This window comes from Halomonas nitroreducens (genome assembly GCF_003966155.1).
Taxonomy (GTDB): Bacteria; Pseudomonadota; Gammaproteobacteria; order Pseudomonadales; family Halomonadaceae; genus Halomonas; species Halomonas nitroreducens.
The window spans coordinates 124,076-142,390 of sequence record NZ_RXNS01000005.1 but is presented as its reverse complement, the minus strand read 5'-3'; the positions used below and the strand labels follow the sequence as shown (position 1 = coordinate 142,390).

The 18,315-nt window shown below is 66.7% G+C and carries 14 protein-coding genes; 3 read left to right on the top strand and 11 right to left on the bottom strand.

What is annotated here, in order from left to right; genetic code table 11:
- Positions 1 to 80 precede the first annotated feature (80 nt).
- The 7 genes from nqrF to EKG36_RS06950 form a co-directional block, all read right to left on the bottom strand.
- The gene (nqrF, locus tag EKG36_RS06980; protein ID WP_126482438.1) at positions 81 to 1,313 is read right to left on the bottom strand and encodes an NADH:ubiquinone reductase (Na(+)-transporting) subunit F; all 1,233 of its coding nucleotides are present in this window, start codon (positions 1,311 to 1,313) and stop codon (positions 81 to 83) included.
- Positions 1,314 to 1,379: 66 nt separating this feature from the next.
- A complete protein-coding gene (nqrE, locus tag EKG36_RS06975) occupies positions 1,380 to 1,997 on the bottom strand; it encodes an NADH:ubiquinone reductase (Na(+)-transporting) subunit E (protein ID WP_126482436.1) in 618 nt (205 codons plus the stop codon).
- A 1-nt stretch (position 1,998) separates the two neighbouring features.
- Positions 1,999 to 2,667: an NADH:ubiquinone reductase (Na(+)-transporting) subunit D gene (locus tag EKG36_RS06970; RefSeq protein ID WP_126482434.1), complete on the bottom strand. Its 669-nt coding sequence runs from the start codon at positions 2,665 to 2,667 to the stop codon at positions 1,999 to 2,001.
- Positions 2,668 to 2,669: 2 nt separating this feature from the next.
- Positions 2,670 to 3,488: a Na(+)-translocating NADH-quinone reductase subunit C gene (locus EKG36_RS06965; protein WP_126482433.1), complete on the bottom strand. Its 819-nt coding sequence runs from the start codon at positions 3,486 to 3,488 to the stop codon at positions 2,670 to 2,672.
- Positions 3,488 to 4,714, bottom strand: coding sequence for an NADH:ubiquinone reductase (Na(+)-transporting) subunit B (locus EKG36_RS06960; protein ID WP_126482431.1), 1,227 nt, complete (start codon positions 4,712 to 4,714; stop codon positions 3,488 to 3,490). The genes EKG36_RS06965 and EKG36_RS06960 overlap by 1 nt, the downstream gene beginning before the upstream one ends.
- Complete coding sequence (locus EKG36_RS06955; protein ID WP_126482429.1) at positions 4,714 to 6,063, bottom strand: Na(+)-translocating NADH-quinone reductase subunit A; 1,350 nt, start codon at positions 6,061 to 6,063, stop codon at positions 4,714 to 4,716. The genes EKG36_RS06960 and EKG36_RS06955 overlap by 1 nt, the downstream gene beginning before the upstream one ends.
- Before the next feature lie 294 nt (positions 6,064 to 6,357).
- Complete coding sequence (locus EKG36_RS06950) at positions 6,358 to 7,821, bottom strand: glyceraldehyde-3-phosphate dehydrogenase (protein WP_126482427.1); 1,464 nt, start codon at positions 7,819 to 7,821, stop codon at positions 6,358 to 6,360.
- Positions 7,822 to 8,002: 181 nt separating this feature from the next.
- Here EKG36_RS06950 and mfd point away from each other — a divergent pair, with 181 nt between their 5' ends.
- Together mfd and EKG36_RS06940 are read left to right on the top strand one after the other, a co-directional pair.
- On the top strand, positions 8,003 to 11,452 hold the full coding sequence (gene mfd / locus EKG36_RS06945; protein ID WP_126482425.1) for a transcription-repair coupling factor: 3,450 nt from the start codon (positions 8,003 to 8,005) through the stop codon (positions 11,450 to 11,452).
- A 138-nt stretch (positions 11,453 to 11,590) separates the two neighbouring features.
- Positions 11,591 to 12,649 (top strand): L,D-transpeptidase family protein, encoded by a 1,059-nt coding sequence (locus EKG36_RS06940; RefSeq protein ID WP_246007448.1) that lies wholly within the window; start codon positions 11,591 to 11,593, stop codon positions 12,647 to 12,649.
- A gap of 147 nt (positions 12,650 to 12,796) precedes the next feature.
- Here the strand turns inward: EKG36_RS06940 and EKG36_RS06935 are convergent, their stop codons facing one another.
- Together EKG36_RS06935 and EKG36_RS06930 are read right to left on the bottom strand one after the other, a co-directional pair.
- Positions 12,797 to 13,060, bottom strand: a complete 264-nt coding sequence (locus EKG36_RS06935) for an Lpp/OprI family alanine-zipper lipoprotein (protein ID WP_126482421.1) — start codon at positions 13,058 to 13,060, stop codon at positions 12,797 to 12,799.
- Positions 13,061 to 13,236: 176 nt separating this feature from the next.
- Positions 13,237 to 13,851, bottom strand: a complete 615-nt coding sequence (locus EKG36_RS06930) for a L,D-transpeptidase family protein (RefSeq protein ID WP_126482419.1) — start codon at positions 13,849 to 13,851, stop codon at positions 13,237 to 13,239.
- 171 nt (positions 13,852 to 14,022) lie between these two features.
- Here EKG36_RS06930 and EKG36_RS06925 point away from each other — a divergent pair, with 171 nt between their 5' ends.
- Positions 14,023 to 16,437, top strand: coding sequence for a phosphoketolase family protein (locus EKG36_RS06925; protein ID WP_126482417.1), 2,415 nt, complete (start codon positions 14,023 to 14,025; stop codon positions 16,435 to 16,437).
- Here the strand turns inward: EKG36_RS06925 and EKG36_RS06920 are convergent.
- Positions 16,421 to 17,683, bottom strand: a complete 1,263-nt coding sequence (locus tag EKG36_RS06920) for a GspE/PulE family protein (protein WP_126482415.1) — start codon at positions 17,681 to 17,683, stop codon at positions 16,421 to 16,423. The genes EKG36_RS06925 and EKG36_RS06920 overlap by 17 nt on opposite strands.
- Before the next feature lie 74 nt (positions 17,684 to 17,757).
- Complete coding sequence (locus EKG36_RS06915) at positions 17,758 to 18,222, bottom strand: 2-hydroxyacyl-CoA dehydratase (RefSeq protein ID WP_246007447.1); 465 nt, start codon at positions 18,220 to 18,222, stop codon at positions 17,758 to 17,760.
- Positions 18,223 to 18,315: the final 93 nt, after the last annotated feature.

Sequence of the window (18,315 nt, the reverse complement as noted above, 5' to 3'; positions counted from 1 at the left end):
CCGCCCCGAAAGCGGCATATCGGGCGGCGGAATCAAGCAGGGCTGGCCCGTGGGCCAGCCCTGCAGGTCGCCGGGGCCGATCAGCCGCCGAAGTCGTCGAGCATGATGTTCTCCGGCTCGACGCCGAGATCCAGCAGCAGCTTGATCACGGAGGCGTTCATCATGGGCGGCCCGCACATGTAGTACTCGCAGTCCTCGGGCGCCGGGTGGTCCTTGAGGTAGTTGTCGTAGAGGACATTGTGGATGAAGCCGGTCGGCCCCTCCCAGTTGTCCTCCGGCTGCGGGTCCGACAGGGCCAGGTGCCACTCGAAGTTGTCGTGCTCCTCGGCCAGCTGGTCGTACTCCTCGTTGTAGAAGGTCTCGCGCCAGGAGCGCGCACCGTACCAGAAGGAGATCTTGCGCTTGGTATCGAGGCGCTTGAGCTGGTCGAAGATATGGCTGCGCATCGGCGCCATGCCGGCACCGCCGCCGATGAACACCATCTCGGCGTCGGTGTCCTTGGCAAAGAACTCGCCGAAGGGCCCCATCACCGTGACCTTGTCACCCGGCTTCAAGGCGAAGACATAGGTGGACATCAGCCCGGGCGGGTGACTGGTGTTGGGCGGTGGGGTGGCGATACGGATGTTGAACTTGAGGATGCCCTTCTCTTCCGGGTAGTTCGCCATGGAATAGGCGCGGATGACTTCCTCGGTGTTCTTGTGGGAGACGTCGAACAGGCCGAACTTCTCCCAGTCGCCCCGGTATTCCTCTTCGATATCGAAGTCGGAGAACTTGATGTCGTAGGGCGGGGCCACCAGCTGCACGTAGCCGCCGGCGCGGAAGGCCACTTCCTCACCCTCGGGCAGGCGCAGGTTGAGCTCCTTGATGAAGGTGGCGACGTTGGGGTTCTCGATGACCTCGCATTCCCACTTCTTGACGCCGAAGACCTCCTCGGGGACCTCGATCTTCATGTCCTGCTTGACCGGCACCTGGCAGGACAGGCGCCAGCCGTCCTTCTTCTCGCGCAGGGTGAAGTGCGATTCCTCGGTGGGCAGTATGGAGCCACCGCCCTCCTCCACGCGGCACTTGCACTGGGCGCAGGAGCCACCACCGCCACAGGCAGAGGACAGGAAAATGCCGTTGGCGGCCAGGGTATTGAGCAGCTTGCCGCCGGCCTGAGTGGTCAGGGTGTGGTCGGGGTCGCCGTTGACCTCGATGGTCACATCCCCGGTGCTGACGAGCTTGCTGCGGGCGGCCAGGATCACCGCCGTCAGACCGATGATGATCACGGTGAACATGACCACACCGAGCAAGATGACTGTTGTATCAACCATGTCGGTTTCCTATTGCTTGCGTTGCCTGGTCACCGGCGGCGCGGCGCGCCGCCGGCAGCACACGACTCAGAGCTGGATGCCGGAGAAGGACATGAAGCCCAGTGACATCAGGCCCACCGTGATGAAGGTGATCCCGAGGCCCTGCAGCGAGGCGGGCACGTCGCTGTACTTGAGCTTCTCGCGGATACCGGCCAGGGCGGTGATCGCCAGGGCCCAGCCCACGCCGGCGCCGAGGCCGTAGACCACGGATTCGCCGAAGTTGTAGCTGCGCTCGGACATGAACAGGGTCGCGCCGAGGATCGCGCAGTTCACGGTGATCAGCGGCAGGAAGACACCCAGGGCGTTGTAGAGCGCCGGCACGTACTTGTCGAGGAACATCTCGAGGATCTGCACGATGGCAGCGATGACGCCGATGTAGCTCAGGTAGCCGAGGAAGGAGAGATCGATGTTCTCGGCCCCGCTGATGCCGGTCCAGGACAGGGCGCCCTCCTTGAGCAGGAAGGTCAGTAGTAGGTTGTTCACCGGCACGGTAATCACCAGCACCACCACCACGGCGATGCCCAGGCCGATGGCCGAGGACACCTTCTTGGACACGGCCAGGAAGGTACACATGCCCAGGAAGAACGCCAGGGCCATGTTCTCGACGAAGACCGAGGCGATGAACAGGCTCAGATAATGTTCCATGTTACACGGCCTCCTTCGGCTGGGTGTTTTCCTTCATCTGGAACTCGTTCTCCTCGACCTGCTCCGGGTTGACGGCACGCAGTACCCAGATGATCAGGCCGATGATGAAGAACGCGGACGGCGGCAGCAGCAGCAGGCCGTTGGGCACGTACCAGCCGCCGTTCTGCACGGTCTCCAGCACGGTGACGCCGAACACGCTGCCGGCACCCAGCAGCTCGCGCACGAAGCCGACGGTCATGAGGATGAAGCCGTAGCCCAGACCGTTACCGACGCCATCCAGGAACGACAGCCCCGGAGTGTTGGTCATGGCGAAGCCCTCGGCACGGCCCATCACGATGCAGTTGGTGATGATCAGGCCGACGAACACCGACAGCTGCTTGGACATCTCGTAGGCGTAGGCCTTGAGGATCTGGTCCACCACGATCACCAGCGAGGCGATGATGGTCATCTGCACGATGATGCGGATCGAGGACGGGATGTGGTTGCGGATCAGCGATACGAACAGGTTAGAGAAGGCCGTGACGAAGATCACCGCCAGTGACATCACCAGCGACACGCTCATGCTGCTGGTCACCGCCAGGGCGGAGCAGATCCCCAGGATCTGCAGCGCGATGGGGTTGTTCTTGAAGATCGGCGTCGTCAGGACGCCCTTGGGAGTCGGTGCTGACATCATCAGGCTCCTTCGGTCTGGTCACTGTCGGTGGAAGCGTCCTGCACTTCTTCCCGGGCGATGTCATTGCGGAACCGGGCGAGATACTCGCCGAAGCCCTCGGGGCTGAGCCAGAACTGCAGGAGATTGGTCACCCCTTTGCTGGTCAGCGAGGCACCGGACAGGGCGTCGACCTCGGTCTCCTCGCTGGCACCGCCCTTGACCAAGGCGATGGCCGGCTGGGCGCTGTCCGCGTCGGCAAAGATCTCCTTACCCTCCCACTGGGCCTTCCAGCGGGGGTTGTCGACCTCGCCGCCGAGACCGGGCGTCTCGGAATGGGAGTAGAAGGTGATGCCTTCGATGGTGTTGCCGTCGCCCTGCACCGCCAGGTAACCGCGCATCAGTCCCCACAGGCCCTGGCCGCGGATCGGCAGGATCACCTGCTCGGGATCGTCCGGGTCGCCCACCAGGTAGACGGTGCTGTAGTTCTCCTGGCGCGACAGGCCGGCGATGTCCTTCTCCCCCGACAGGGTCCGGGACTGGGCCGGATCCTTGGCCGCCTGGAAGCTGTTGTATTTTTCGGCATCGAACTGGTCGGTGTACTCGCCGGTGCGTAGGTCGACCACGCGCGGCGTGATCTGCTCGAACGCTTCCTTGATGTCGTCACCGGGCTCGTAGAGGCCGGCCACGGCCAGGATGTTGGTCTTGCGATCCAGCTCCTGGTTGAGCTGCTGCTTGGAGCGCAGCGCCACCGCGGCGGTGGAGACGATGATCGAACACACGATACAAAGTGCGAACGCCACCGTCAGGATCTTCTTGATGGAGTTGTTGCTCTGTGCCATCAGGCAGTCTCCTCGGCCGGGACGCCGGTACGCTGCATCCGGCGCTTGATGTTGGCCTGAACAAAGAAGTGGTCGATCAGCGGGGCGAACAGGTTGGCGAACAGGATCGCCAGCATGATGCCTTCCGGGAAGGCCGGGTTGACCACACGGATCAGCACGGTCATGACACCGATCAGGGCGCCGAAGATCAGCCGCCCCGGGTTGGTCATGGAGGCGGACACCGGGTCGGTGGCCATGAACACCATGCCGAAGGCGAAGCCGCCCACCACCAGATGCCAGTACCAGGACATGGCGAACATCGGGTTGGTGTCGGAGCCGAGCAGGTTGAACAGGGCGCTGGTCGCCACCATGCCCAGGAAGGTGCCCAGCATGATCCGCCAGGAAGCGATCTTGGTCCACAGCAGCACCGCGGCCCCGATCAGGATCGCCAGCGTCGAGGTCTCGCCCACCGAGCCGGGAATGAAACCGAGGAAGGCATCCCACCAGCTGTACTGCTCGCTCAGCACGCTCATGCCGCTCTGAAAGGCGGTGGACAGCGCGGTGGCGCCGGTGTAGCCGTCCGCGGCGACCCACACCGCGTCACCGGAGATCTGCGCCGGGTAGGCGAAGTACAGGAAGGCCCGGCCGGTCAGCGCCGGGTTGAGGAAGTTCTTGCCGGTACCGCCGAAGATCTCCTTGCCGATCACCACGCCGAAGGTGATGCCCAGCGCCACCTGCCACAGCGGGATGGTAGCCGGCAGGATCAGGGCGTAGAGCACGGAGGTGACGAAGAAACCCTCGTTGACCTCGTGACCGCGCTTGATCGCGAACAGCACCTCCCAGAAACCGCCCACCACGAAGGTCACCAGGTAGATGGGCAGGAAATAGGTGGCACCGAGCACGAAATTCGCCCACAAACTGCCCGGGTCATGGCCGCCGGCGAGCGTCATGACGATGGCCTCGCGCCAGCCGCCCATGGCACTGAAGCCCTCGGCGATGGCCAGGTTGGCCTGCCAGCCGGCGTTCCACATGCCGAACAACATGGCCGGGAAGGTGCACAGCCAGACCGTGATCATGATCCGCTTCAGGTCGATGCCGTCGCGCACATGGGCGGTGGTCTTGGCCACGCTCGGCGGGGTGTAGAAGATGGTGTCGACCGCTTCGAAGAGCGGATAGAACTTCTCGTACTTGCCGCCCTTGTGAAAGTGCGGCTCGATATTCTCGAGTGTCTGTCGGATACCCATCATCAGGCCTCTTTCTCGATCATGGTGAGGTTGTCACGCAGGATGGGACCGTATTCGTACTTGCCGGGGCACACGTAGGTGCACAGCGCCAGGTCCTCCTCATCCAGCTCCAGACACCCCAACTGCATCGCCGTCTCGATGTCGCCGACGATCAGCGAGCGCAGCAGCTGGGTGGGCAGGATGTCCAGTGGCATCACTTCCTCGTAGGCCCCCACCGGCACCATGGCACGCTCGGAGCCATTGGTGGAAGTGGTCGGCGCATAGTTGCTCAGCCCCTTGATCTTCGAGAGGTAGATGCCGAGCACCGAGTGGCGGTTGGAACCGGGCGACATCCAGCCCATGAAGACACGCTTGTTGCCTTCCTCGAGCAGGCTGACCTGGTTGTGGAAGCGGCCCAGGAAACGCAGGCTGCCCTCGGCGGTGACCCCGGAGAACACCGACCCGGAGATCACCCGGGTGTCCTCGGGCTCGATGACTTCCCCGGCGAGCAGTTCATCGGTGCTGGCGCCCAGGCGGGTGCGCAGCAGGCGCGGCTTCTCGGCGCGCGGGCCGCCCACGGCCACGACCCGGCTGACATCCAGCTGGCCCTGGGCAAACAGCTTGCCGAAGGCGATGACGTCCTGGTAGCCGATATGCCAGACGCGCTTGTGGAGGGCGACGGGCGAGAGGTGATGAATATGGGTGCCGACCAGGCCGGCGGGGTGCGGGCCGCCGAAGGTCTCGACCTGCACGCCCTTGACGTCGCCACCGGGCACACGGGTGTCGGGGGCGGTGCACAGGAAGACCTTGCCCTCTGTTAGCCTGGCGAGCACCTTGAGGCCGTCCTCGAAGGCCTCGGGCTGCTCATTGATGATCCCGGCGGGATCGGCGGCCAGCGGATGGGTGTCGATGGCGGTGACGAAGATGGCCTCCGGCGTTCCATCGATGGCGGGGGTGCGCGAGTAGGGACGCGTGCGCAGCGCCGTCCACAGCCCGGAGTCGACCAGCTGGTCGACCACGGCCTGGCGCTCCAGGGATTCCAGCTTGTTACGGCCGTGGGCGGTGAACTCCAGGGCATCCTCGGTCTCGTCGACCTTGATCACCACCGACAGCAGCTTGCGCTTCTCGCCGCGGTGAATCGACACGACCTCGCCGGCGGCCGGCGCGGTAAAACGCACGCCGTCGATCTTCTTGTCGGTGAAGAGCAGCTGGCCCAGTTTGACCTTGTCCCCTTCCCGGACCTCCATGGTCGGCTTCATGCCGATATAGTCGGTACCCAGGACGGCCACATGGCGCACCGGACGCGCATCCTCGATGCGCTGCTCCGGGGCTCCCGTGATGGGGAGATCCAGGCCTTTCTTGACTTCGATCATAGTCTCGCCCAGTTGATGGATCGGATATACGAAGGAAAGGGGTGCGAATGGATTAGAATTCTATTGCTTGTCAGAATGTTACCAGTCGGGCCCGAGGCGAGCTCGAACCACCCCGAAAAATCCCCGGTATTATAAAGAGAAGCCAATGCGATGGCCACCTGCCATAAGGTCGCAAAGGGGTCGCCGCGGCAAGGGGCGAAGTGTCGCAGAGGGTGAAAAAAACGTTGAGCGAGGCGGCCTTAGGGCCGGAGCGAAGGAAAGGCGTCCCCGCCGGGCGGCAGGGACGGCAGGCGATCAGCCCTGAGTGCGCGGCAGCTTCAGGAAGTTCACGTTGGAGATCTGCTGCAGGATACGGATGACCTGGCAGCTGTAGCCGAACTCGTTGTCGTACCAGACGTAGAGCACGGCGTGCTGGCCATTGGCGATGGTCGCCTTGGCATCGACGATGCCGGCATGGCGGTTGCCCACGAAGTCGGTCGAGACCACTTCCGGCGAGTCGACGTAGTCGATCTGCTTCTGGAAGGTGGAGTCGACGGACATCCGGCGCAGGTAGTCGTTGAGGGCGTCGACGTCGGTCTCCCGCTCCAGGGTCAGGTTGAGGATGGCCATGGAGACGTTGGGCGTCGGCACGCGGATGGCGTTGCCGGTCAGCTTGCCGCCCAGCTCCGGCAGTGCCTTGGCCACCGCCTTGGCCGCGCCGGTCTCGGTCAGCACCATGTTCAGCGGCGCACTACGGCCGCGGCGGTCGCCCTTGTGGTAGTTGTCGATGAGGTTCTGGTCATTGGTGTAGGAGTGCACCGTCTCGACGTGGCCGTGGGCGATGCCGTACTCGTCGTTGAGCACCTTGAGCACCGGCACGATGGCATTGGTGGTACACGACGCCGCCGAGATGATGCGATCCTCGGCGGTGATGTCCTGGTGGTTGATGCCATAGACGATGTTCTTGACGTCGCCCTTGCCCGGCGCAGTCAGCAGTGCCTTGGCCACGCCCTTGCAGGCCAGGTGCTGACCCAGGCCGTCCTCGTCGCGCCAGATGCCGGTGTTGTCGACCACCACGGCATTGTCGATGCCGTAGGCGGTGTAGTCGACCTCGGCCGGCGAGTCGGCATAGATCACCTTGATGACGTTGCCGTTGGCGGTCAGGGTGCGCGCTTCGGCATCGACGCTGATGGTGCCGTCGAAGGGTCCATGGACACTGTCACGGCGCAGCAGGCTGGCGCGCTTCTCCAGGTCCTTGGCGATGTCCCCGCGGCCCCGCACCACGATGGCCTTGAGGCGCAAGAGATTGCCGCCGCCGGCCTTCTCGATCAGCACCCGAGCCAGGATGCGGCCGATGCGGCCGAAGCCGTACAGCACCACGTCCTTGGGCTCGCCGTTGCCGGCATCCGGGTCGTGGGAATCGACGATCTCGGCCAGCTCCTCGCGCAGGAAAGCCACGGCATCGCCGCCACCGCGCTTCTTGAAGGCCACCCCCAGCTTGCCGACGTCGACGTGGGCCGGCCCCAGGTTGAGCTCGGACATGGCCTTGACCAGCGGGAAGGTGTCCTTGACGGAGAGCTCGGTCCCCTCGATCTTGCGAACGTAGCGATGGTCCTTGAGGATCCGGATGACGCTGCGGTTGAACAGCGAGCGGCCGTACAGAGTGGTCACGACGTTGTTGTGGCGGTAGAGGCTGCCGATCAGCGGGATCATCTGCTCGGCGATCGCCTGGTTGTCATGCCATTCCTGGAAGACGGTATCGAGGGGTTGCTGACTCACGAGAGGCCTCTCTATGGGAATTGAGATACGGGCGTATTATCCGGCCCCCCGTTCGCCAGGGCAATCACGGGATGGTCGCAGGGGCTGTAGGGGTTTTACAGGAATCCACGTTTCACTACATGGCGCCCTCGGGCTGGTATGATGCCTCCTGTCACCCCATCGACACGACGCAAGCGACGCCATGCCGACTTTCTCGCCTCTCGACCCCGCGCGTCCCCAGGGACTGCGCGACACCCTCTACTGGCAGACGCCCCCCGGCAGCGCCACGGCCCTGTCCCTGGCCCACCTCGCCGAAGACGCACCCCTGCTGGTGGTGACCGCCGACACGGCCCAGGCCCAGCGCCTGGAGGGCGAACTGGGGTTCTACTCGTGCCTGCCGGTACTGCCCTTCCCGGACTGGGAGACCCTGCCCTACGACAGCTTCTCCCCGCACCAGGACATCGTCTCGGCCCGCCTGCGCACCTTGCGCCGCCTCCAGGACGGCGAGCACGGCATCGTGCTGGTGCCGATCAACACCCTGATGCAGCGCTTGCCGCCGGTGGATTATATCGCCGGCCGGGTGATGACCCTCGAAGTCGGCATGACCCTGGACCGGGAACGCTTCCGGGAGAGCCTGTCGCGGGCCGGCTACCGGGCCGTCGAGACGGTCTTCGAGCCCGGCGAGTACGCCTTGCGCGGCGCCCTGATCGACCTCTTCCCCATGGGCAGCGACGCGCCCCTGCGCATCGACCTGTTCGACGACGAGATCGACACCCTGCGCCATTTCGACCCGGACACCCAGCGCAGCCAGGACAAGGTGGCGGAGGTCGAATTGCTGCCCGCCCACGAGTACTCGCTGTCCCGCTCGGCGGTCGCCTGTTTCCGGGAAGGCTTCGAGACGCTGTTCGACGTCGACCCTCGCCAGTGCCCGCTATATGTCGACGCCCTCAAGGGCATCCCCTCCCCCGGCCTCGAGCAGTACCTGCCACTGTTCTTCGACGAGACGGCCACGCTGTTCGAGCACCTCGCCGAGGGGACCCGGGTCGCCATGCTGCCGGGCGTCCTCGCGGCTGCCGAACACCACTGGGCCGCCATCGAGAGCCGCTACGAGAACCTGGGGGTCGATCCCACCCGACCGCTGCTGCCGCCCCACCGCGCCTTCGTGCCCGTGGCAGAGGCCTTCGGCGCCATCAAGCGTCACCCGCGGGTCGAGCTCACCGACGACCCGGCCCATCGTCATGCCCGGGTGCCGGCGGCCCAAGCGCCTCCCCAGGTCACCGTCAATGCCCGCGGCAAGCAGCCCCTGGCCGCCCTGACAGCCTTCCTCGACGAGCACCCCGAGAGCCGGGTGCTGTTCGTCGCCGAGTCACGCGGCCGCCGCGAGGCCCTCGAGGAGACACTGGCGCCCCTGGGGATCCCCCTGCCCCATGTCGATGACTTCGCCACCTTCCTCGCCGCTGGCGAGCGCACCGCCATCACTGAGGGGGCTATCGAGACCGGGCTGCGGCTGACCGACCCTGACCTGGTGGTGATCAGCGAGACCGAGCTGTTCGGCGAGGTGGTGCGCCAGAGCCGTCGCCGGGAGAAGGCCACCGACGATGGGGAACTGGCCATCCGCCACCTCTCCGAGCTCAAGCCCGGCGCGCCGGTCGTCCACCAGGCCCACGGCGTCGGGCGCTACCGGGGCCTCGAGACCCTCGAGGCCGGCGGCCAGGCCGCCGAGTTCGTGTGCCTGGAATACGCCGACGGCGCCAAGCTCTACGTACCGGTGGACAGCCTGCATCTGATCTCGCGCTATGCCGGCGCCGACGAGGAGCTGGCCCCGCTGCACCGGCTGGGCTCCGAGCAGTGGGAGAAGGCCAAGCGCAAGGCCGCGGAGAAGATCCGCGACACCGCCGCCGAACTGCTCGACGTCTATGCCCGACGCGAGGCCCGCGAGGGCTTCGCCTGTGCGCCGCCCGATGCCGAGTACGCCCGCTTCGCGGCCAGCTTTCCCTTCGAGGAGACTCCCGACCAGCGCGCCGCCATCCAGGCAGTACTGGGCGACATGACCGCCCCGCGCCCCATGGACCGGGTGGTCTGCGGCGACGTCGGCTTCGGCAAGACCGAGGTGGCCATGCGCGCCGCCTTCCTCGCCGTGCACTCGGGCCGCCAGGTGGTGGTGCTGGTGCCCACCACCCTGCTGGCGCGCCAGCACTTCGAGAACTTCCGCGACCGCTTCGCCGACACCGCGGTGAACATCGAGCTGATTTCCCGCTTCACCGCCGGCCAGGGCCAGAGCGCCGCCTTGAAGCGCATCGAGGAAGGCCAGGCCGACATCGTCATCGGCACCCACAAGCTGCTCTCGAAGTCGATGCGCTTCCCCAACATGGGCCTGCTGATCATCGACGAGGAGCATCGCTTCGGGGTCGCCCAGAAGGAGCGCCTGAAGAGCCTGCGCGCCGAGGTGGACATCCTGACGCTGACCGCCACCCCGATCCCGCGGACCCTGAACATGGCCATGAGCGGTATCCGCGACCTGTCGATCATCGCCACGCCGCCGGCTCGCCGGCTGTCGGTGAAGACCTTCGTCCAGCAGCGCGACGAGGCGGTGATCAAGGAGTCGCTGCTCCGCGAGATCCTGCGCGGCGGCCAGGTCTACTTCCTGCACAACGAGGTCAAGACCATCGAGACCGCCGCCGAGACGGTGCGCAGCCTGGTGCCCGAGGCGCGGGTGGCGGTGGCCCATGGCCAGCTGCCGGAACGCTCCCTGGAACGGGTCATGTCGGACTTCTACCACAAGCGTTTCAATGTGCTGGTCTGCTCGACAATCATCGAGACCGGCATCGACGTACCCAGCGCCAACACCATCATCATCGAGCGCGCCGACAAGTTCGGCCTGGCCCAGCTCCATCAGCTGCGCGGCCGGGTCGGCCGAAGCCACCACCAGGCCTATGCCTATCTGCTGGCCCCGCCGCCGCGGGCGATGACCCGGGATGCCGTCAAGCGCCTCGAGGCCATCGGCCAGGCCGAGGACCTCGGCGCCGGCTTCACCCTGGCCAGCCACGACATGGAGATCCGCGGCGCCGGCGAGTTGCTCGGCGACGAGCAGAGCGGCCAGATGGAGGCAGTCGGCTACAGCCTCTACATGCAGATGCTCGATCGCGCCGTGAAGGCGATTCGCGAGGGCAAGACACCCAACATCGAAGCGCCCCTGGACGAGGGCGTGGAGATCGGCCTCAACCTGCCGGCGCTGATTCCCGACGACTACCTGCATGACGTCCAGCAGCGCCTGGTGATGTACAAGCGGATCGCCAGCGCCGAGAGCGAGGCCGAGCTCAAGGAGCTCCAGGTGGAGATGATCGATCGCTTCGGCCTGCTGCCGGCGCCGGTCAAGACCCTGCTGCGCCAGACCCGGCTGCGCCAGCGGGCCGAGCGCCTGGGCATCGCGCGCCTCGAGGCCGGCCCCGAGCGGGGGCGGGTGATCTTCGCCGGCCATACCCGGGTCGACCCGCTGATCCTGGTCGAGCTGATCCAGCGCGAGCCGCAGCGCTACCGCCTGGAGGGCGCCGACACCCTGCGCTTCGAGGCCGACATGGCCGACGAGGCGGCCCGCTTCGCCGTCGTGGAACAGCTGCTCGATGCCCTCAACCGCAAGGCCGAGGCGGCATGACCCTCGGCCCTTGAACCTCAATCGTGGCCCCACTCTAGCGAACCGGCCGTGTCTCGGGCACTCTAACCTCACACGGCGCCCCAGGGACGCGATCGCCGCCCGGCTCCTTGACGAATGACTTCAGAGACGATGACTGCAATGACCCCTTCCCCACTGCTCGCGCATGCCGCCCGCGCCACCCTGGCGCTAGGGCTCTGCGGCGCCCTCGCCGTCCCGCTGCAGGCCAACGAGGATCTGCCTCGCGGCTACTATTTGCTTCCTGAGGAAGGCGACCTAGTCGGCGAGGTCTACACCGTCGAGGCCGACAAGGAAGACACCCTGATCGATATCGGCCATGAGCACGGTATCGGCTACCGGGCCATGGTGCGCGCCAACCCGGACGTCAGCGTCTGGTATCCCGGCGAAGGCACCGAGGTGACGATTCCCGGCCAGTTTATCCTGCCCGATGCGTCGCGTAACGGCATCGTGATCAATGTCGCCGAGATGCGCCTCTACTACTATCCCCCGGCCGCGGAAGGCGAGCCGCGCATCGTCCAGACCTACCCTCTCGGGGTGGGCCGCCAGGACTGGGAGACGCCGCTGGGCAACACCACCATCACCGAGAAGGTCAAGGATCCTGCCTGGTACCCGCCGGAGTCCATCCGCCGCGAACACGCCGAGGCCGGCGACCCCCTGCCCAGCGTGGTGCCTGCCGGCCCGGACAACCCGCTGGGCACCCGCAAGATGCGCCTCGGCATTCCCGGCTACCTGATCCACGGCACCAACAAGCCGGAGGGTGTGGGCATGCGCGTCTCCCACGGCTGCGTGCGGATGCTGCCGCAGGATGTGGAGCACCTGTTCGACCAGATCGCGGTGGGCACCCAGGTACGGCTGATCAACGAGAGCTTCAAGCTGGGCTGGTCCGACGGCACCCTCTATGTCCAGGCCTACCCCTATCTGGACGAGAAACAGGGCACCAGTATCCAGCGGGTCACCGAGGCACTCGGCCAGGTCGATGCCAGCACCGAAGGGCTCGAGTACCCGGTCGACTATTCCCGGCTGCGCGAGGTGGTGGAGATCCCCGGCGGCATGCCGGTGGCGCTCGAGGCCGCCCCCGAACCCGCCGAGCCGGCCCCGACCCCGGAAACCCTGTATGACCGCCTGGAGCTGATCGCGGCCCGGCCGAGCCTGTACGAACAGCTGCCGCCACAGGGCTGATGCCAACGGCGAGCCGGCCCGAGGACCGGCTCGCCGGGGCATGGCAGCCCCGTCATGGCGTCGGGACAAAAAAAACCACCCCTCTCAGGAGGAGTGGTTTCCGATACCGCATCGCCAGGCGGCGCGCCTGGCGTGGGAATCCGGGGATTACTTGCGCATGGAACGCTCGAACATGCGGTTCATCTCTTCACGGTTCTGCTGGGACATCTGCAGAGCCGCCTGAGCGTCACGCTGTGCCTGGTTAGCGGTGTTCTGTGCCTGGGTGGCGATGCTGCGCGCTTCGGCGGCGTCGGCCTGAGCGGACTCGGCAGTCATGCGGACTTCTTCCAGGGCGCTGGAAGAGGCACAGCCGGCCAGAACGGCGAGAGAGGCAGCAGCGGCGGTCAGCTTAAGAGTGGTCTTCATAGTCATGGTGTTCTCCTTGGGTCTTCCTTGGTACTGCGTTGGTGATGCCTGAAGAACAGGCTTCCTGCAATTGCAGGTCTTCCTACAGCAATGTCTGCTGCGTGTCACAGGAGTCAAACGCTGTTCTATAGCAAGACACAACGCTTGTCTACCGACTAGAGCGTCCCTAGCGCATATAAAGCCTAGCGGATCACGACTCGCGTGCCAATGTCGATCATCGACGACAGGCGCTCCACTTGGGCATCGGTGACCGCCACGCAGCCGTCGGTCCAGTGGAAGCGGCGGTGGATCTCGGGATCACCGACGCCGACCCCATGGATGCCGATATCCCCCCCCAGCACCGTGTCCTGGGGAGGCGCCCCGTGGCGGCGGTAATAGGAGAAGTAATCGTCATAGTCCTGCTGGCTGTAGAGCCCCGACGCCAGGGCCAGCCGGGCATGGGTCGGCGTGGGATAGTCCAGGCCGACGAAGATATGGAACTTGCTCTGACGGTTGAACCGGTTCACCCGGAACTCGCCCAGGGGGGTGGCCCGGTCGCCGCGCACGCGCTGGGGCTTGGCACCGCCCCGGCCCAGCGAGATCGGCGCATAGTGCTCCAGGCGCGCCTCGCCCCGGTAGAGGCTGAGCGATGCCTCGCGGTCGTCAACCAGCACCCAGAGCTCGCCGGGATGCCGCGGCGACGTGGCGTTCGCCAGCAGGTCGGTCATCAGGGTCGTGTCGGCCTGGGCGGGCGCCCATGGCCAGAGGGAGGCGCTCAGGGCCAGCAGGCCGAAGCGGCGACGGGAAAGGACTGGCATCTCCACCTTTTTCGTCATGGAAGCATCGTGGCAGGAAAGCGTGAGCGCCTTTATAGCGTATTCCGGCGTCTCTGTCAGGGGACGCCGGCTCCGTCTTGCCCTGAGGCAACGGCCAACTAGGCTGGGAGACATCCCGAGCGCTTGTCGCCGTCGCCCAGGACAGACATCACCATGTCGCAGCCCCTTCCCCCGTCGCCATTCGACGACAGTTCCGATATCTTCTCCTTCGCGCACTGGGCCCGGGGGCTCGGCGTGATTCGCCACGAACCCACCACCCGGGCGCGCATCGCCCAGCTGCTCGATCATCACGCGCCGGACGCCAAGACGCACCGGGATTGGCTGGCGCGGTTCCATGCCGCGGACCGGCTGGCCAGCATGGGCATGTGGCTGGTGGTTCATATGACCTACTGCCAACGCGTGCGCCTCGACGGCGGCGAGCTCGCCGCCGAGGACTTCAAGCCCGCGCCCCAGGGGCATACCGGCGGCGCGCTCAACATGGTCCCCGCCTATGTCGGCTACCTGCTGGCCAACAGCCTCTCCGGGCGCACCCGTTCCTGGACCATGGGCCAGGGCCATTGCGTGGCGGCCATCGACGCGGTGAACGTGCTGGTGGACAACATGACGCCAAGCCACGCCGCCCGCTACGGGCTCAGCGATACCGGCCTGAGCCGCCTGGTGACGGACTTCTACCGCAGCGCCGTCGATGCCGGCGGCCACCCCGTCTCCCCCCTCGGCAGCCACGTGAACCCGCATACCGCCGGTGGCACCGGCGAGGGCGGCTACCTGGGGTTCGCCGGCCTGCAGTATGCCCATATGCCGCTCGCGGGAGATTCGCTGGTGGCCTTCCTCAGCGACGGGGCCTTCGAGGAACAGCGCGGCTCGGACTGGGTCCCGCGTTGGTGGCGCGCCGAGGACAGTGGCGACCTGGTACCGGTGATGATCGCCAACGGCCGGCGCATCGACCAGCGCACCGGCATGAACCAGGCCGGCGGTACCGCCTGGTTCCAGGATCACCTCACGCTGAACGGCTTCTCGCCGCTGACCGTCGATGGCCGGGATCCCGCCGCGGTGGCCTGGGCGATCCTCACCGCGGAGGAGGAACTCGACGAGCAGGCCGGGCCCATTGCCACCGGCAAGACCCGCTACCCGGTGCGCATGCCCTATGTGATCGCCGAGACGATCAAGGGCTACGGGTTCCCGGGGGCCGGCACCAACGCCGCCCATAACCTTCCCCTGGGCGAGAACCCGGCGATCGATGCCGAGGCTCGCCGTCGCTTCCGTCAGGGGGCGGCACGACTGCATGTTCCCCGGGAGTCCCTGGTCGCCGCCGTTGCCCGGCTCAACGACCATGCCCGGACGGCACGCCCCCGGGAACGCGACCATGCCCTCGCCGCCCCCCACCCGCCCCTGCCAGAACTGCCCGCGCTGCCGACCTTCACACCGGGCGAGGCCGTCTCGCCCATGGCCGCGGTGGATCTCGCCTTTGTCGGCCTGGTCGAGGCAAACCCCGGGCTTCGCGTGCGCGTGGGCAACCCGGACGAGATGCGCAGCAACCGCCTGAATCACACCCTCGACCGTCTCCGTCACCGGGTCACTGATCCGGAACCGGAGGTGGCCGAGGCGCTGGATGGCGCCGTGATCACCGCGCTCAACGAAGAGGCCGTGGTCAGCGCGACCCTGGGCAACAAGCATGGCCTCAACCTGGTCGCCAGCTACGAGGCCTTTGCGGTCAAGATGCTCGGCGCGATGCGTCAGGAAATCATCTTCGCCCGCCACGGCCACGAGGCGGGACGCCCTCCCGGCTGGCTCACGGTCCCCATCCTGGCCAGCTCGCATGTCTGGGAAAACGGCAAGAACGAGCAGTCCCACCAGGACCCCACCCTCTGCGAGGCCTGGCTCGGCGAGATGGACGACGTGGCCCCCACCCTGTTCCCGGTGGACGCCCCCAGTACCGTCCAGGCGCTGTATTCTCTCTACCACAGCCGTGGCCGGGTCGCGGTGATGGTGGTCCCCAAGAACCCGGTCCCGGTACGACTCGATGCCGACCAGGCCCGGCGCCTGGAGCGTGACGGCGTGCTGTGCCTGCACGAGGCCGAGGCCCCTGCCCTGCAGCTATTCGCGCTCGGCGCCTACCAGCTGATCGAGATGGACAAGGCACTGGCCCGGCTGGACCGCGCCGGTATCGCGACCAGCCTCTATGCCATCCAATCGCCGGGGCGGCTGCGCCAGCCCCGTGACGCTCGCGAGGCCGGCGTGACACTCGAGGCCAACGCCCGGACCGAGCGGGTGGCCGACTGCCCCGCCCGAGTGTTCCTCTGCCATGGGCGCCCCGAGCCTCTGAACGGCGTCCTGCGGCCCCTGGACACCGGCGACGGCACGCGCTTTCTCGGCTATCGCAACCGGGGCGGGACCCTGGACACCTTCGGCATGCTGTTCGCCAACCGGGCCACCTGGGCCCACGTGCTGGCGGCGGCCAGCGAGGTGACCGGTGCTTGCCTGGCGTCACTGCTGGATGCCGACGAGCGCCGGGCCCTCGCCGGCGAGAGCGCGCCGGACGTGCTTCGCCAGGTCAGGCCGCGAGGATAGCGCCCATTCGCAATGCCTCGCGCAGGGTCGTTACCCCGGCCTCCGCCTTGGCCAGGCCGTCAGCGAGCATCAGGGTCTCGCCTCGCTCGACCAGGCCACGGCGCAGCTCGATCTCGTCGGCATGGCGCAGCAGGCGCCCCTGGTCCTCGGCGGACGGCTGCCAGACCTCGAAGACCCCGGTGCGGCCGTAATAGCCCAGGCCCTGGCAGCGTTCACAGCCCACTGCCGACCAGGCGCGCCGGGGCACCGCGGCGCCTACCGCCGACAGCCAGTCGGCCTCTTCGGGCGCCACGGGGCCCAGCCGACGGCAGGCCGTACAGAGCCGGCGCACCAGTCGCTGGGCGATCACCAGACCAAGGCTGGCCGCGATCTCGGCATCATCGAGACCCAGCTGGCGCAGCGTGGAGACCACGCCCACGGCATCGCGGCTATGCAGGGTGGCCATCAGCGAGCGGCCGCCGTTGGCGACACTGACCGCCGCCTGGGCGGACCCCGGATCGCGCAGCTCGCCGATCAGCACATAGTCGGGGTCCAGGCGTAGCATGGAGCGTGTGCCAGAGGCGAAATCGAGTCCGCTGCCCGCATCGACCTGCACCTGGTTGATGCCCGGCAGCTCGTACTCGACCGGATCCTCCAGCGTGACCACCTGGCTGTCGCTTAGCCGCAGCTGCTCCAGGAGGGTGTAGAGCGTCGTGGTCTTGCCGGCCCCGGTGGGGCCGGCGACCAGCAGCATACCCGCCGTGGCATCCAGCCAGCGTCTCAGTCCCCGCACCCCGTGCTCGCCCAGCCCCAGGGCCCCAGGATCCGGGAAGGCGGGCGGTGCGGCCAGAAAGCGCACGGCCAGCTTCTCGCCGGCCACGCACTTCACCGCCGTGACCCGCAGGAAGTGCTCCTCGACCTCGCCCGACTCGTCCGGTGACCAGCCGAAGCTACCCTCGGTCGTGGCCAACGACGGCACCGGGTTGAGCCCGGCGAGGACCTTGAACTGATTGATCAGTCGCTGGCCAAGGCCGGCTTCGACAGTGGCCGCATCGACGACATGGCCGTCGATGCGCAGGCGCAGGCGCAACCCTCCCTCGAAGGGATCCAGGTGAATATCGCTGGCCCGGGCCCTGAGAGCGTCGCCGAGAAGGGCATGAACCTCGAGCACTTCCTCGCCAGTGGGCGGGGTGTCGATGAGTCTGGACAGGCTTGGCAGAAAAGTCTCAGGAGACGGTGACGGGACAGGATGCGGGGACTGGCGCATGGGCTCTCCTGACAGGGGGCGAATGGACAGAACCTGCCCCCAGCCTAGTCAGCCTCGCCTCGGGCGTCGCCTGCTCAGTAGTCTTCGAGTCTCAGCATGTCCCGGGACAGGCGACGGACTTCGGCGTCCTGGCCCTCGGCCAAGGCCGTGAAGAATTCGCGCTCCGCCTGGCCACCGGCTAGTTCGGCACGGTGGCGATACAGATCCTGCAGGGTACGATGCATGGTGAGCGCCGTGGCCAGCACGTTCTCGACCCCGGTGGAACCGATATCGCCGGGCAGCCGCTCGAGGACCGGGGCATGGGGGAAGTCGTTGGGGTCGTCGAACCAGGTGTCGAGCACCTTGCGATGGTCGCTGCCGTCGGCGAGGTACTCCTCCAGATCGCGCTGCATGCGCCGCTCATGATCGGCCAGGTAATCCAGCGCCAGCCGGACCCGCTCCGTCACCTCTCCGCCGGCGAGCCGGCTGTAGGCCGCCTGAAGCCGACCATGATAGTCGGCCGCCCAGCTCACCAGTTCCCGGACCTGATGGAAGCGCATGGTCATCTCCTCCCTGCTGAATCGTCGCGACCAGGACCCGATGCCCTCGCCGTGCCCGTTGGGGGTTGCTACTGATATCCTAGCCAAGAGATG

Coding starts and splice junctions, on each gene's coding strand:
- nqrF (WP_126482438.1), bottom strand. CDS start 1,313: ATGGTTGATACAACAGTCATCTTGCTCGGTGTGGTCATGTTCACCGTG.
- nqrE (WP_126482436.1), bottom strand. CDS start 1,997: ATGGAACATTATCTGAGCCTGTTCATCGCCTCGGTCTTCGTCGAGAAC.
- EKG36_RS06970 (WP_126482434.1), bottom strand. CDS start 2,667: ATGTCAGCACCGACTCCCAAGGGCGTCCTGACGACGCCGATCTTCAAG.
- EKG36_RS06965 (WP_126482433.1), bottom strand. CDS start 3,488: ATGGCACAGAGCAACAACTCCATCAAGAAGATCCTGACGGTGGCGTTC.
- EKG36_RS06960 (WP_126482431.1), bottom strand. CDS start 4,714: ATGATGGGTATCCGACAGACACTCGAGAATATCGAGCCGCACTTTCAC.
- EKG36_RS06955 (WP_126482429.1), bottom strand. CDS start 6,063: ATGATCGAAGTCAAGAAAGGCCTGGATCTCCCCATCACGGGAGCCCCG.
- mfd (WP_126482425.1), top strand. CDS start 8,003: ATGCCGACTTTCTCGCCTCTCGACCCCGCGCGTCCCCAGGGACTGCGC.
- EKG36_RS06940 (WP_246007448.1), top strand. CDS start 11,591: ATGACCCCTTCCCCACTGCTCGCGCATGCCGCCCGCGCCACCCTGGCG.
- EKG36_RS06935 (WP_126482421.1), bottom strand. CDS start 13,060: ATGACTATGAAGACCACTCTTAAGCTGACCGCCGCTGCTGCCTCTCTC.
- EKG36_RS06930 (WP_126482419.1), bottom strand. CDS start 13,851: ATGCCAGTCCTTTCCCGTCGCCGCTTCGGCCTGCTGGCCCTGAGCGCC.
- EKG36_RS06925 (WP_126482417.1), top strand. CDS start 14,023: ATGTCGCAGCCCCTTCCCCCGTCGCCATTCGACGACAGTTCCGATATC.
- EKG36_RS06920 (WP_126482415.1), bottom strand. CDS start 17,683: ATGCGCCAGTCCCCGCATCCTGTCCCGTCACCGTCTCCTGAGACTTTT.
- EKG36_RS06915 (WP_246007447.1), bottom strand. CDS start 18,222: ATGCGCTTCCATCAGGTCCGGGAACTGGTGAGCTGGGCGGCCGACTAT.